The organism is Ensifer sp. NPDC090286 (genome assembly GCF_044769565.1).
In the GTDB taxonomy this organism is placed as follows: domain Bacteria; phylum Pseudomonadota; class Alphaproteobacteria; order Rhizobiales; family Rhizobiaceae; genus Ensifer.
This window is the reverse complement of record NZ_JBIVYF010000005.1, coordinates 170,305-184,517: the sequence shown is the minus strand read 5'-3', so window position 1 is coordinate 184,517 and position 14,213 is coordinate 170,305. Positions and strand designations below refer to the sequence as shown.

10 protein-coding genes are annotated in these 14,213 nt (G+C 63.5%); 3 read left to right on the top strand and 7 right to left on the bottom strand.

Features of this window, described 5'->3' with window-relative positions; translation table 11 throughout:
- Positions 1-156: 156 nt before the first annotated feature.
- Positions 157-1,224 carry a GH25 family lysozyme gene (locus tag ACIQUG_RS25095; RefSeq protein WP_402324825.1) on the top strand — a complete coding sequence of 356 codons (1,068 nt, stop codon included), beginning with the start codon at positions 157-159 and terminating at the stop codon, positions 1,222-1,224.
- Positions 1,225-1,270: 46 nt separating this feature from the next.
- On the opposite strand, the gene ACIQUG_RS25090 is transcribed toward ACIQUG_RS25095, so the two are convergent.
- Positions 1,271-2,686 (bottom strand): patatin-like phospholipase family protein, encoded by a 1,416-nt coding sequence (locus ACIQUG_RS25090; protein ID WP_402324823.1) that lies wholly within the window; start codon positions 2,684-2,686, stop codon positions 1,271-1,273.
- 293 nt (positions 2,687-2,979) lie between these two features.
- Between ACIQUG_RS25090 and ACIQUG_RS25085 the strand changes: the two genes are divergently transcribed.
- The gene (locus ACIQUG_RS25085; protein ID WP_402324822.1) at positions 2,980-3,654 is read left to right on the top strand and encodes a response regulator transcription factor; all 675 of its coding nucleotides are present in this window, start codon (positions 2,980-2,982) and stop codon (positions 3,652-3,654) included.
- Positions 3,651-5,021, top strand: coding sequence for a sensor histidine kinase (locus ACIQUG_RS25080; RefSeq protein ID WP_402324821.1), 1,371 nt, complete (start codon positions 3,651-3,653; stop codon positions 5,019-5,021). Before ACIQUG_RS25085 ends, ACIQUG_RS25080 begins: the two co-directional genes overlap by 4 nt.
- Positions 5,022-5,127: 106 nt before the next feature.
- On the opposite strand, the gene ACIQUG_RS25075 is transcribed toward ACIQUG_RS25080, so the two are convergent.
- The 6 genes from ACIQUG_RS25075 to ACIQUG_RS25050 form a co-directional block, all read right to left on the bottom strand.
- Positions 5,128-6,501: an alpha-glucosidase/alpha-galactosidase gene (locus ACIQUG_RS25075; protein ID WP_402324820.1), complete on the bottom strand. Its 1,374-nt coding sequence runs from the start codon at positions 6,499-6,501 to the stop codon at positions 5,128-5,130.
- Positions 6,502-6,524: 23 nt separating this feature from the next.
- On the bottom strand, positions 6,525-8,198 hold the full coding sequence (locus ACIQUG_RS25070) for an ABC transporter ATP-binding protein (RefSeq protein WP_402324819.1): 1,674 nt from the start codon (positions 8,196-8,198) through the stop codon (positions 6,525-6,527).
- Positions 8,199-8,210: 12 nt separating this feature from the next.
- Positions 8,211-9,326 carry an ABC transporter permease gene (locus ACIQUG_RS25065; protein ID WP_402325197.1) on the bottom strand — a complete coding sequence of 372 codons (1,116 nt, stop codon included), beginning with the start codon at positions 9,324-9,326 and terminating at the stop codon, positions 8,211-8,213.
- Positions 9,327-9,334: 8 nt separating this feature from the next.
- Positions 9,335-10,345 carry an ABC transporter permease gene (locus ACIQUG_RS25060; RefSeq protein ID WP_402324817.1) on the bottom strand — a complete coding sequence of 337 codons (1,011 nt, stop codon included), beginning with the start codon at positions 10,343-10,345 and terminating at the stop codon, positions 9,335-9,337.
- A gap of 66 nt (positions 10,346-10,411) precedes the next feature.
- Complete coding sequence (locus ACIQUG_RS25055; RefSeq protein WP_402324815.1) at positions 10,412-12,496, bottom strand: ABC transporter substrate-binding protein; 2,085 nt, start codon at positions 12,494-12,496, stop codon at positions 10,412-10,414.
- Positions 12,497-12,606: 110 nt separating this feature from the next.
- Positions 12,607-14,070, bottom strand: coding sequence for an alpha-glucosidase/alpha-galactosidase (locus tag ACIQUG_RS25050; protein WP_402324813.1), 1,464 nt, complete (start codon positions 14,068-14,070; stop codon positions 12,607-12,609).
- Positions 14,071-14,213: the final 143 nt, after the last annotated feature.

Below are 14,213 nucleotides of genomic sequence, written 5' to 3'. Positions count from 1 at the left end.
CCTGCGTCAAAGTGCCCGGCCCGATGCAACCTCCAGTGCGTGAAATTGGGTTCGCTTGGTAAGATTGGATTCAAACTTTTTGAGTAAGCTTCCGTTAGCTATTTCACACCTGTCGGCCGGCGATCGCCGTCGACCTTGTTTTGCGTACGGGTGCCCATGCGTCTTTCAGCTGCAACCGCAATCCTTTTTGCCGGCCTCATTTCGGGCTGTTCCTCCAGTTCCAGCCTGGACACCATCGCGCCGCCCTCGCGCGAAACGACCAGTTCGGTCGCGATGTCGGCCGCACCGGTGCCCGCCGCCAATGTCGGTGCACGGGTCGGGCAGGTGACGCCACCGCAGAGCGTCCAATCGGCACCGCCGCAGGAAATGCTCGCCTGGGCCGGCCCCGTTCCGGAACCGGAAGCCTTCGCTCCCGCGGCAAACACGACGACGACGACAACGCTCGCCGCGCCTGTTCCGGACGCGCGTCCGGTCGCCTTCGTCGCCCCGGAAAATCCGGTGACCCAGGCGATGCCGCAGGGCCGCTCGCGGATCTACGGTCACCGTTTCCGCGACGCCAAGCCGATCAACTTCGGCCGCGCCAAAAATCCGCGCAAGATGGCGGTGCATGGCGTCGACGTCTCCCGCTGGCAGGCCGACATCGACTGGGCCAAGCTGCGCACGCAAGGCGCCAATTTCGCCTTCATCAAGGCGACCGATGGCGGTGACCATCTCGACCCGATGTTCAAGAAGAACTGGCGTGCCGCCAAGGCGGCCGGCATGCGCCGCGGCGCCTATCACTTCTTCTACTGGTGCCGCACCGCCGGCGAACAGGCCGACTGGTTCATCCGCAACGTTCCGCGTGAACCGGGCGCGCTGCCGCCTGTGATCGACGTCGAATATAACGGCGAATCCAGCTGCAAGCGTCGCCTGTCGCCCGAGCGCGTGCGCGAAAAGATGCAGGTGTTCATGGACAAGCTGGAGGCCCATTACGGCCAGCGTCCGATCATCTACACGGCGCCGGATTTCTATGCCGACAACCTGCAGGGCGCGTTCAAGAACTATCCGTTCTGGCTGCGTGCCGTCGCCCAGCACCCGTCGATCGTCTACCCGAACCGCAAATGGCTGTTCTGGCAGTATTCCGGCTCCGGCCTTTCGCAGGGCGTCGATGGCAAGATCGACCTCAACGTCTTCCACGGCAGCGAGGACCAGTGGCACGACTGGCTGGAGGCACGGGCGAACTGAGCCGGCGGGCACGCCTCTCGTTTCTCTGATCTGACCTTACGCCTTCTCAACCCGCGCGGGCCACCTTCGGCCCGCCGTGGTTGATACGGTCGAGGAACCGCCGATAGCCGGGATGGTCGCGCAACAGGCGCCGGCCGAGACCGGCAAGAAAATCGACGTCCTTCTCCTTGAGGCTCAGCCGATTGTGCAGCCCGAGGATCCGCTCCGCCAGCGCCGGATCGGAGACATCCGACAGCGCCAGCCGGACGATATCCACATCGAGATCGCCGCAGCCACGCTTGCCGCCGCCACTGCCGCACCGCCATCTCACGAATTTCTGCCGCCAGGCCGGCAGCTGATCGCGCAGCGCGTCGAAGCTCTGGAGATTGGGAATATTGATCATCGCGTCGATGGCGGCGACGATCGCATCGGGAGCCCTGGGGCTGTCGACGGTCTTCGAGAGGTCCCCGCCAATTCGCGTGGAAGCATCGACGACGATGACGACCAGATGCCTGAGCCGCAAGGCACGCTCCACCGGGACGGGGTCCGGGGCCGGCCGACCCATCAGGTGCAGCAGGCTTTGTGTACCGACGCCATCGACGAGACCGCCATCGTAGAGCTTCAGATAGTTGAGATCCTTTGCCGTTTCGTAGCGCCTGAGGGAACCGGCGTATTCGCGCGCAACCAGCGAGCCCGGCGCCCGGGGCCCTGTCTTCGATGTTTTCGCCTCCGGTAGCGCCTCGCAACCGCTTCGGAAATTCTGCAAGGTCAGCGGCGCGAAAACGACCGGAACAGCGGCCGAGGCCGCGACCGCATAGGCGAGCGGATAGTCGTCGTAGCTGCTGCAGATGGCGGTGAACGAGGCGCGGTCGAAGATGAACGGTGCACGGTTGTAGAGATCGGTCGCGTGGATCACTAAGCGCGGCTGACCAGGGCGACGCTCGAGGCTGCCGAGCGTCGCGCCCTCGAACAGGTTGGCATCGAGCCAGGCTGGGAACCCGGTGCGATCGTTCACGCCGCCACGATAACCGCGCAGAATATTGGGCGGTGAAAACGACGTCCTGAGGGAGGCCTCGACATCGCGCCCGAGAAACCGTTTGCGGAAGCCCTCAAGGCCCGCGCGGCCGTTCAAGGCAAAATAAGAGGCGAGCACAGCACCACCGGAGACGCCGGCAACAACCGCGACATCGTCGGCTAGCCGACGCCCTCGCCCACCCGGAGACGGCGCCTCGGCCAGCGCCGACAGGACGCCGTAGCCGAAGGCAGCAGAACGGGCGCCGCCGCCGGATAAGGCAAGGATGATGCCGGTATCGCTCACATCCGGCGTCGATTGCGCAAGCGGCACAGCGCCCGTCGTCAGTTCAAGTCGCCTGTTGGTGGGCGTCACGTCCGGGCCGGCGCAGCCGGCTGCAGCAAAGGCGAGCGCCAGGGTACCGTGGCGCAGGAACCGGGTGGCGCGCGCAAGCACAACCGGGCGGGCCACGCTGTCACCAGCCGGCCTTTGCCTGCCTTGCCTGATTGTAATCGACGTCCGTTTGCTCAGTGTCATGCGCCGTGATCCGGGTTGGCTCTGCCCGCGAGACCTGTCTTTCCAGGTGTCACTGGCGCGCAAGCCTAAGGATCAAGATTGAGCCTGCATGTCATGCAGGGCGCTCGCAACGAATGATTGTGCGGCGGGAAAAATCGGGATTACCTTGCGGCGGGATGACAGGTTCCCTCAATGAAGCGGCACTAAGGTCGCGCGCGTAGGCACATTGCACGGGGTAAAGCGCATTCATGCGGGTCTTGCTGGTCGAAGATGAGAAGGAACTGGCGGGGGCGCTTAAGGCCGCATTGAGCCATCACCGAATGATCGCCGATCATGCGCGCGATCTCACTGAGGCCGCCTTGATCCTGAACGATGCCGTCTATGACGTGGTCGTGCTCGATCGCAAGCTGCCCGATGGCGACGGGCTTTCGCTCATCCCCGTGATACGGGCGCGCGGCAACACCGTGCCGGTGCTGATGCTGACGGCGCTCGACGATCTCGCCGACCGCGTCGCCGGGCTCGATGGCGGTGCCGACGACTATATCGGCAAGCCCTTCGCCTTCGAGGAACTGCTGGCGCGGCTGCGGGCGCTGGCCCGTCGCCCGGTTCCGGTGCAATCCGATGTCGTCACCGTCGGGCGGCTCTCCTTCGATCTCGCCCATTGCGAGGCGAGCGTGGCTGGCACACCGCTGAAGATGCCGCGGCGCGAGCTTCTGGTGCTCGAAACACTCACCCGGCGCATGGGGCGCATGGTGCTGCGCGCCGCGCTGATGGAGGCGGTCTTCGGCCTCGACGACGAGATCCAGTCCAATGCGCTCGACACCCATATCTCGCGTGTGCGCCGCAAGCTGGCAGACGCGGACGCCGGCGTGACCATCAACGGCATCCGCGGCGTCGGCTATCTGCTACGGGAAGACCAATGAGCGTCCGCGCTTCCCATTCCTTCAAATGGCGGCTCGTCGGCTGGCTCGTGCTGTTCGAAACGGTCGCGATCCTCATCGTCATCGCCATTGCGGTCGGCCTGCTCTGGGTGACCGGCTATCTCATCGACGGCTACGAGAACGGTAATGTCGACGTCTTGAAGGATGCGATCACCCGCAAAGCCGATGGCGGGCTCGAACTTCATGAAACGCCCGAGCTGCAGCGACTGCGCCAGCAGGCTGGAACGATCTGGTTCATCGTCCGCGACAAGCAAGGGCACAGCCTCGCGGAGGGCACGGTGCCGGAAGAATTCGCCTTTGCCGTCGCCGGACTCGAGCGCATGAACGACGCCCGCTTCCGGCGCTCCCCCGACAAGAACGCGCGCCCGGAGGCGGTGGTCAAATGGCTCGAGGCGCCCGCCGGCATGGTCCAGATCTTCAGCGGCACGGAGGGACAATTGACCCTCGGCCGTCTGTTGCTCACAACCACCGGCGCCTTCCTCACCATCTTCGTGCCGATGTTGCTGCTGCTCGCCTTTGCGACCGTGGTGGTCACACCGATCGTCGTACGACGGATGCTTTCTGGCCTGTCGCACGCGGCCGCGCATGCCGCCCACATCGAATATGACCAGCGCGGCATCCAGATGCCGGTGACGGGCGTTCCCAACGAGTTCCTGCCACTGGTGACGGCGGTCAACGATGCGCTGACGCGGCTCGACGACGGCTATACGAGGCACAAGCGCTTCCTGGCGCAGGCCGCCCACGAACTGCGCACGCCGGTCGCGATCCTCGGTGCCCGCATCGCCTCGCTGCCGCCCGGACCTGACAAGACGCGGCTCAACGAGGACGTGACGCGCCTTTCCATTCTTGCAGGCCAGCTCCTCGACCTCGAACGGCTCGACGCCGAGAACGACGAGTTCAGGCCGGTCGATCTTGCGGCGTTGGCCGAGCGGGTGATCGTCGCGCTCGCACCGCTCGGCTTCGGCGCCGGATACGAGATGAGTTTCGAGGCGGATCGACGACCCGTGATGATTTCCGGCGACGAGGCGTCGCTGGAGCGGGCGCTCACCAATCTCGTGCAGAACGCCATCGATCACGGCGGTAGGCGTGGCACGATCACGGTGAAGGTGGATCGGATGGGCGCGATCGATGTCTGCGACGACGGCGACGGCATTCCGCGCAGCGAAACCGACCGGATCTTCGAGCCGTTCCAGCGCCTGCGCAAGGACGGCAAGGGCGCGGGGCTTGGCCTCAACCTCGTGCAGAAGATCGTGCACCTGCATGGCGGCTACGTCGATGTCGCCCGCTCGGCGTCCGGCGGCGCCTGCATGCGCATCGTGCTGCCGCTGGCGGCAGCCAAGACGGCCTGAAAAGAACAAGCCCCGGAACCTACGCTGCTTTCCCTTGAATCGGCTAGGACATGGGGAAGAGGGCATGAAGTTCCGGGGCTCGACGCGGCCTGACCGGGAGAAAAAATCAGGCTGCTTGGACCTTCTTCGACACCCGTGCCCATTCCGGGATCCAGTCGCGATGAGCGATGAGCAGGTCGTCGACGAGCGACCAGATCTGGTCGAGGTCGAGCTCGGCTGCCGTGTGCGGATCCATCATCGCCGCATGGTAGAGATGCTCTCGGTTTTCCGTCATCAGCGCCTCGACCGTCAGTTCCTGGACGTTGATGTTGGTGCGGATCAGCGCGGTAAGCTGCGGCGGCAGGTCGCCGATGAAGGTCGGCTGGATGCCGGACGCGTCGACGAGGCAGGGAACTTCCGCCGCGCAGTTCTTGGGCAGCGAGGTGATACAGCCGTTGTTCCTGAGGTTGCCGTAGATGACAGAGGGTTCGCCGGTCCAGACCGAGTTCATGATCGAGGAGGCGTATTCGTGGCTCTCGGCCACCTCGATCGTCTCGGCCTCCTTGAAGGCGGCCGCCTGCCCCTTCCAGCGCTCGATCTGCTCGACGCAGCGCTTCGGATACTCGTCGAGCGGAATGCCGAACTTCTCGATCAGGTCGGGCCGGCCGTCCTTGATGAAATAGGGCGTGTATTCGGCGAAATGCTCGGAGCTTTCGGTGACAAAATAACCGAGCCGCGTCAGCATCTCGTAACGCACCTTGTTGGGGCAGCGCGGGTTCCAATGGCTGGGCTTCGGGAAGCGGCCTTCGCGATAGCCGCGCACCAGATCCGGATAGAGATCGCGGAAGCTGCCGTCGGCCTGTTTGTGCTCGAACTTGAGGAAGAAGGCCATGTGGTTGATGCCGGCGGCGCGGTAGCGGATCTCCGACACCGGCATGTCGAGATCGCGCGAAAGCTCGTAGGCCGTGCCCTGGACCGAATGGCAAAGGCCGACCTGGCGGATCGTCGGGAACCTCTCCGATATCGCCCAGGTGTTGATCGCCATCGGGTTGACGTATTGCAAGAGGATCGCGTTCGGGCAGACCTGCAGCATGTCCTCGCAGATCTTCCAGAGATGCGGAACGGTGCGAAGGCCGCGCATGATGCCGCCGACGCCGAGCGTGTCGGCGATCGTCTGGCGCAGGCCGTATTTCTTCGGCACCTCGAAATCGGTGACCGTGCAGGGCTCAAAGCCGCCGATCTGGAAGGCGACGACGACGAAATCGGCCCCTTCGAGCGCTTGTCTCTGGTTCGAGTGGGTCTCGATCTTGGCCTTGACGCCGAGCGTGCGCACCAGCTTGCCGGCGACGATCTCGCTTTCGCCGAGGCGCTCAAGGTTGACGTCCATCAGCGCGATCGTTGCGGCCGACAGCGCCGGGCGCTGCAGCACGTCGCCGATGATGTTCTTCATGAAGACGGTGGAGCCGGCGCCGATGAAGGTGATCTTGGGTTGTCTGGTCATGGATTGCCTCTGCTTTCTAGCGGTCATGCTGCCACATCGAAGGCGGCTCTCACGAGCCTTTCGGTGTAGGCGGTCTTGGGATTGGAAAGAATTTCGCTCACCGGCCCCTCCTCGACTATTCTGCCGTGCTGCATCACCACCACCCGGTGGCAGAGCGCGCGCACGACCTTGAGGTCGTGGGAAATGAAGAGGTAGCTCAGGCCCCGCTCGTCCTGCAGCTTGCGCAGCAGTTCGATGATCTGGGCCTGGACAGAAAGGTCGAGCGCCGAGGTCGGCTCGTCGAGCAGGATGAATTCCGGCTCGAGAGCGATCGCCCGCGCGATGGCGATGCGCTGACGCTGGCCACCGGAGAACTCGTGCGGAAAGCGCGACAGGATATTGCCGGGCATGCCGGCGGCAACAAGCGCATCCACCACCCGGTCGACCCGCTCCTTGTGGTTTTCGCCGATGCCGTTGACGACCAGGCCCTCCTCGATGATCTGGCCGATCGACATGCGCGGGTTGAGCGAGGCGAAAGGATCCTGGAAGACGATCTGGATGCGCGAGCGCAAGGGCCGCATCTGGGTACGGTCCTTGTCGTGGATCGGGATGCCGTCGAAGAAGACTTCGCCGCCATCGGCGTTGAGAAGGCGGATCAGCGCCTGGCCGAATGTCGTTTTGCCGGAGCCGGATTCGCCGACGAGCCCGAGCGTCTCGTGCTTGCGCAGGTTGAGGCTGAGCCTGTCGACCGCCACCAACTCGGAAAACTGCGAGCGGAAAAGGCCGCCCTTCTTCAGCATGAAGGAGACCTTCACGTCCCGCCCCTCGAGCACGATCGGCGCATTGTCCGGCAACGGCTTGGCAGCACCCGACGGCTCCGACGAAAGCAGCCTTTTGGTATAGGAATGCAAGGGATTGGCGAAGAGATCAGCCGTGGTGTTGTGCTCCTTCACCTCGCCATATTGCATGACATAGACATAGTCCGAGAACTGCCGCACCACCGTCAGGTCGTGGGTGATCAGGATCACCGCCATGCCGAGTTCGCGCTGCAGGTCGCGGATGAGGTTGAGGATCTGCGCCTGGACGGTCACGTCGAGCGCCGTCGTCGGCTCGTCGGCGATCAGCACATCCGGATCGTTGGCGAGCGCCATGGCGATCATCACCCGCTGGCGCTGGCCGCCGGAGAGCTGGTGCGGATACTGGTTGATGCGAAGCTCCGGATCCGGGATCTTCACGTGGCGCAGCAGTTCGAGCGCGCGTTCGGTTGCCGCACGGCGGCTCATCCGGCGATGCGCCCGGATCGCCTCGATGATCTGCGTGCCGACCGTATAGACCGGGTTCAGCGAACTCATCGGCTCCTGGAAGATCATCGCCAGGCGGTTGCCGCGCAAGCTCCGCCGTTCTCGCGGCGAGAATTTCAGCACGTCCTTGCCGTCATATTCGATCCGCGATTGGGCGGCGATCGTCGCGCGCTTGGAGAGCAACCCCATGACGCTGCGCGCCGTGACCGACTTGCCCGAGCCGGACTCGCCGACGATGGCGATGGTCTCGCCGCGGTAAAGCTGGAAGGACACGTCCTTCACGGCGTCTACCGTGCCATGCTCGACCTTGAAACGAACCGCGACATTGCGGGCGTCGATGACCGGCCGGCCATCCCGTTCGGCAAGGTCCCTGCGCTCGGAAGGCGCGGCGGTGAGGACGTCGATTGTTTCTGTCATAATGCGTCCTCCTCAATAGGGATCGATGGCGTCGCGCAGGCCGTCGCCAAGGGCATTGAAGGCGAAGACAGTGACAAGCACGAAGGCGACGGGCGACAGGATCCACGGATAGGACCCGATGACGGAATAGGTGGAGGTGTCCTGCAGCATCAGCCCCCAGGAAATGAGCGGCGGCTTGACCGCAAAGCCCAGGAACCCAAGGAAGGATTCCAAGAGCACCACCTGCGGGATCGACAGCGTGACCGCGACGATCACGTGGCTCATCACGTTCGGCAGGATGTGCTGGAAGATGATGCGCCGGTCGCTGGCGCCAACGGCGATCGCCGCACGCACATAGTCGATACGCGCCAAGGCCAGCGTCTTGCCGCGCACCTCGCGCGACATCTGCGCCCAGCCGAGCGCCGACATGACGATGATGACAAAGGCGAGGAAGACGTTGGTCGGCGCTGTGACCGGGATCAGCGAGGTCAGCGCCAGGTAGAGCGGCAGTTGCGGGAAGGCGAGCACCAGCTCGACGAAGCGCTGGGTCCAGACATCGAAGCGGCCGCCGAAATAGCCGGACGCCATGCCGACGGTGGTGCCGACGACGGTGACGATCGAGACGACGATCAGCGCGATCATCAGCGAGATGCGCGAGCCGACGAGGATACGTGACAGCACGTCGCGACCGAACTTGTCGGTGCCAAGCAGATGCACCGGCGAACCATCGACCGCGCCGAAGAAATGCCGTTCGGCCGGGATCAGGCCGAAGAGGCGATAGGGCGCGCCCTTGACGAAGAAGCCGAGGATCTGCGGGTTGTCGTAGTCCGGGCCGATGATCGGCTGGAAGGTGATCGGGTCAAGCTCGGTGCCTTCGGTGAGCGGATAGCTGCGCGGCGAGAAGACGAAATTGCCGTCCCTGTCGGCAAAGCTGATCGCCTGCGGTGGCGCAAAGGCGACACCCGTCGCCTTCGGATCGACCGGCGACAGGAAGTCGGCGAAGACCGCCATGAAGATCAGCAGGCCGACGAGGACGAGGCCGAGCATGCCGGTCCAGGACCGCTTCAGCCGGCGCCAGACGAGCGCCTGGTAGCTTTCGTTGTGATGTTCCTGCCGGGGTTCGGCGGCGAGCGGAATTGTCGTTTGCATCTCGGCGGTCATGCGTGGGCTCCTCCGAGACGCACGCGCGGATCAAGCGCGGCCAGCAGCATGTCGGCGATGATGTTGCCGAGGATAAGGGTTGCCGACAGAACCAGCATGAAGGTGGCGGTGACATAGACGTCGCCCACCCACATGGAGCCGACGATGGCCGGGCCGACGGTCGGCAGCGCGAAGATGATCGCGGTCTCGATTTCGCCTGTCAGCATGTAGGGCAGTACGACGCCCTGGTACATGATCAGCGGATGCAGGGCGTTCGGAACGGCATGGCGCATGACGACGGCGCCTTCGCTCAGCCCCTTCGCCCGGGCGGTTTCGACATACTGGGCGTTGAGCGTGTCGAGCAGATTTCCGCGCATCACCCGCATATTGTAAGCGAGGCCGCCGAAGGTGGCGATCGCCACGACCGGCCAGACATGTTTGACGAGGTCGACGAACTTGTCCCAGGACCAGGGCGCACCACCGTAGCGGGCCGAGTGGAACGAGTTGATTTCGCTGACATTGAAATGGAAGACGAGGATATAGACGATGATCAGCGCCATCAGGAAGCGCGGCACCGTCATGCCGAGGAAGGCCACGGTCGAAAGCAGGCTGTCGATCCAGGAATATTGCCGTGTCGCGGCGATGATGCCGAAGGAGATGCCGATGATGGACGCGAGGATATGGCAGACGAGTGCCAAGGCCAGCGTGCGCGGCAAGCGTTCGCCGACGACATCGGCAACCGGCTTGTTGTAATAGAGGCTGTGGCCGAAATCGCCGCGCGTCAGGATGCCGGTCATCCAGTTGAGGTATTGCACCGGCAGCGGCCTATCGAGGCCATGCTCCTTGCGGTAGGCCTGCGCCTGGGCTTCGGCCTCCTCGTAGGACGCGCCACCCTGGTTGATCAGCTGCGACCGAATGTAATCGCTATAGTCTCCGGGCGGCGCCTGGATGATGGCGAAGGTCGCCACGCTCAAGACAAGCAGCACCGGAATGGCAGAGGCGAGGCGGACAAGCAGAAACCTGAACATGCCGTTTCCTTCTGTCGTTGGGGTGATCGAGCGCTCCTCCGGCCTGTAGCCGGAGGAGCGGTTGCATTAGTTGCTCAAGCCCTTGTCGCCGGGCTTGCCCGGAAGCTGTTCAGCAAAGAGCTCGAAATCACCCTGCTTGTCCGAGGGAACAAAGAGGCGCTCGCGCATGATCGTGTCTTCGGCCCAGTTGAACATGAAGATCGGCGCGCCCGTCGGCACGTTGGCGAAGCGCTTGTTGATGATCAGCGCGCCCGGATATTCGGTAAGGCCGACCGTATCGAGGTTCGTCGTCGCGACCTTCTGGTACTGCTTCATCAACTCCGCGCGCTCGGCATTGTCGTTGGTGGCGATGAACTTGTTGATGATGTCGACGAGTTCCTGTTCGAAGGGCATCAGGTCAAGCTGTCCGCCTTCCGGTGCACGGTGATGCCAGCTGGTGCGCGGACCGGCGGCCGCCAGCTGCGGCGTGTTTTGCACGACGGAGGCATATTCGGCCGCGTTGCGATGAACCATCCAGTCGAATTTTCCGGCGTAATTGGTCGCGTCCCGCTGCTTGCCGTCAAGCGAGTTCAGAACCACCCGGAGGCCGAGCTTTTCCATCTGGCCGATCAGGCCTTCGGCGAGGTTGCGGTCGGTCGCATAGCTGTTGTCGATCAGAAGCACGATCTCCACGTCCTTGCCGCCGGCTTTATCAGCCGGGAAGTTGACGAAGCCGTTGCCGTCGGTGTCCTTCAGGCCAGCTTTCTCAAGCAGAGCCTTCGCGCCATCGAGGTCGAAGGGATAGTAGACGGTCGACTCCCGGTCGTAGAAGCTGGTGCCGGAAGAAAGCCCGCCGGGATAGATCGCGGTGAAGGGGCCCTTCACCAGCGCCTCGCCGAGCTTCTTGCGATCGACCGCCATGGTCACCGCCTTGCGGAAATCCTCGTTGCGGTTGAGCTCACGCACGGCCTTGGCGCGTTCGTCCGGCTCACCCCAGCCGTTGGCCGAGAAGTTCATGTGCAGATTGTAGCCGATAAGGCGCGGGCCGAAGGCAAGCCGAGCGGGCGCCGTGTCCTGCGCTGCGCGCTTCAGCGATTCGACGAAGTTTTCCGGCTGCTCCAGGTTGGAGAGGTCGGCGGAGCCGGCGATTGCCTGCACGTCACGATCGGCCCAGGTCGAGAGCTTGTAGTGCAGCTCGTTGATATAGGGGAGCTGATTGCCCGCCTCGTCGACCTTCCAATAGTACGGATTGCGGCGCAGCACGATGATATCGTCGGGACGATAGGCGACCGGCACCCAGGCGCCCATGACCGGGATGTTCATGTATTCCGGCGGGAAGGCGTTCTTGTACTGGTCATAGGTGGTGCCGGCGTATTTCGGATGCTTGGCTTTCAAGATATGCGACGGGCCGGGGCAGAAGGTGCCATAGGCCATGGCATAGAGATGCTGGCGCGGGAACGCCTCCTTGAAGGTCCATTCGACCGTATACTGGTCGATCTTCTTCAGCGTCGTGCCAGCGCCGAAAGTCTCCGGCGTTGCGCCGTTCAACGGCGTCACGCTCGGGTCGAGCACGTTGTCTTCCCAGTAGAACATCACGTCGTCGGCGTCGAAGAGATCGCCATCCGACCACTTGGCACCCTCGACCAGATGCATCGTCAGCTTGTGGCCGTCAGAAGACCAGTCCCAGCTCCTGGCAAGGTTCGGCAGCGGCTCGACGTCCTTGGCCTCCACCTGGAAGAGCGGCGCCGTGCGCGTCAGGCATTCGGACATGCCGATATCGATGCCGCCCCAGCCCTGGCTCTGGCCGGCCGAGTAGTTCCAGCCTTCCGGCCGACCGCCGATCACGTGACGCAGCGTATCACCGTAGACGCCGACGCCGTCGGGCATGTTGCCGGTCTTGAAGACCATCGGTTCCTTCGGCAGGCGCTCGGCGACCGGTGGCAGCTTGCCGGTCTTGACGTATTTCTCGGTAACCCAGACCGGTTCCTTGTATTCCGGCAGCGCCTTGAATTCGGCGATCGAGTCGCGCGGCACATAGGTAATCTTGCCCTCGGCCGGAAATGCCGGCTGCTGCGGCACGACGGTGGGCTCGGAGGCGGCCGCCTCCAAGGCAAAGGTCGAGATGCCGACAAGCAGCAGGCTCGCCATTTTCGTCAGTCTGTGGCTGGTCATTGGCTCAGATTCTCCCTCTTTCGCCGCGCCGGAACGCGGCCTCCTCCTTGAAAAGTCTGCAGTTCAGGCAGCGCTGATCGCGTCTCCTCACGCAAGCGGCACTGCAATCATCAGCCGGCGGCGCGGACCTGGCGCTCGGCGCGCAACTCGTCGAGCGAGCGTACCTGACGCCGCGCGGCACCGTTCCACTCGCGGGTCTTGACGGTGGCGCGGCCAAGCCGCTCCTTCGCACCATCGATCGCGTGCGCGTATTGCGGCAGCCACTGGTTTTGCGCGACCACCATCTCGTCGACCATCTGCCAGACCTCGTCCGGCGTGCAGATCGCGCCGACCAGCGGATCGTGCAGCATCGCCAGCTTCAGAAGATCGAGATCGCCGGTCACGGCCGCATGGACCGACATGCGCTGGACGTTGATCGAGGAAAGGCAGGTGGCAGCACAGGCCTCAGGAAGGGTGATGCCCGAGACCATGTTGATGCCGAAACGATCGACGAAACCGGGGGATTCGATAATGGCGTCTGCGGGCAGGTTGGTGATCACGCCATTATTCTTGACGTTGAAGTGACCGCGATAGACCCGGCCTGTTTCCAGTGCCTCGAGAATATGGCTCGCATGCTCGTTCGAGCGCTTGGCGTGATTGAGCGGCTTTCCGGCCGCTTCCAGGAACTGCGGAAACTCGGTTTCGAACCAGTTGCGCGTCTCGGTCGAATGCCTGAGATAGCCGCCGGTCTCGCCGTGGATCCAGTCCGACATGTCGATCCAGCGGGTAATTTCCTCCGGGCGCTTGCGATACCAGGGAAGATATTCGGAGAGATGGCCGTTGCTCTCGGTCGAATAGACGCCGAAACGCTTCAAGACGTCGATCCGGAGCTTCTCCTGCTTGGAGAACACCGGGTGCGATTCGAAGGCCGCGACCAGTTCGTCCTTGCCGACCCTGCGGCCCTTGAGCCTGACGTCGACGAACCAGGTCTGGTGGTTGATGCCGGAGCAGATGTAATCAAGCTCGCCCTCGCCGGCGCCAAGGATTTCGGCGATCTGCTCGCCGCCGTGTTGAACACCGTGGCAGAGGCCGACCGTATCGACCTTGCCGTATTCGATCGCCGCCCAGGTGTTCATCGCCATCGGGTTGGCATAATTCAGGAACTTCGCGCCCGGCTCGGCAACGGCGCGGATATCCTTGCAGAAGTCGAGGATAACGGGGATGTTGCGCTGGCCGTAGAGGATGCCGCCGGCGCAGATCGTATCGCCGACGCACTGGTCGACCCCGTATTTGAGCGGAATGCGGATGTCGTCGGCATAGGCTTCGAGGCCGCCGACGCGCACGCAGCTGATGATGTAGCGGGCGCCTTCCAGCGCCTTCAACCGGTCGGTGGTTGCCGTCACCTTCGTCCGCATGCGGTTGACCTCGACGATCCGGTCGAGGATCGCCTTGATCATCTCCAGATTGCGGGCGCTGAGGTGGGTCAGCGCAACCTCGATGTCGCGCAATTCCGGCACGGCGAGAATGTCGGTGAACAGCTTCTTGGTGAAGCCGATGCTGCCCGCGCCGATGATGGCGATCTTGAACGTTGCCATGCCCTCACTCCTCATGAACTGCATGCATTTCTGACAAAGGGTAAAATCAATTCACGGTTTCTCACCGTCTCCGCGCGCAACTTCGATGCATCCCCTCATTTCTTATGGGCCGAAAGCACTGCCTGTTGCGCTGTTGGCGGTCA

Excerpts from the sequence above, each read along its gene's own strand:
- ACIQUG_RS25095 (WP_402324825.1), top strand. The coding sequence starts at position 157 with ATGCGTCTTTCAGCTGCAACCGCAATCCTTTTTGCCGGCCTCATTTCG.
- ACIQUG_RS25085 (WP_402324822.1), top strand. The coding sequence starts at position 2,980 with ATGCGGGTCTTGCTGGTCGAAGATGAGAAGGAACTGGCGGGGGCGCTT.
- ACIQUG_RS25080 (WP_402324821.1), top strand. The coding sequence starts at position 3,651 with ATGAGCGTCCGCGCTTCCCATTCCTTCAAATGGCGGCTCGTCGGCTGG.
- ACIQUG_RS25075 (WP_402324820.1), bottom strand. The coding sequence starts at position 6,501 with ATGACCAGACAACCCAAGATCACCTTCATCGGCGCCGGCTCCACCGTC.
- ACIQUG_RS25070 (WP_402324819.1), bottom strand. The coding sequence starts at position 8,198 with ATGACAGAAACAATCGACGTCCTCACCGCCGCGCCTTCCGAGCGCAGG.
- ACIQUG_RS25065 (WP_402325197.1), bottom strand. The coding sequence starts at position 9,326 with ATGCAAACGACAATTCCGCTCGCCGCCGAACCCCGGCAGGAACATCAC.
- ACIQUG_RS25060 (WP_402324817.1), bottom strand. The coding sequence starts at position 10,345 with ATGTTCAGGTTTCTGCTTGTCCGCCTCGCCTCTGCCATTCCGGTGCTG.
- ACIQUG_RS25055 (WP_402324815.1), bottom strand. The coding sequence starts at position 12,496 with ATGACCAGCCACAGACTGACGAAAATGGCGAGCCTGCTGCTTGTCGGC.
- ACIQUG_RS25050 (WP_402324813.1), bottom strand. The coding sequence starts at position 14,070 with ATGGCAACGTTCAAGATCGCCATCATCGGCGCGGGCAGCATCGGCTTC.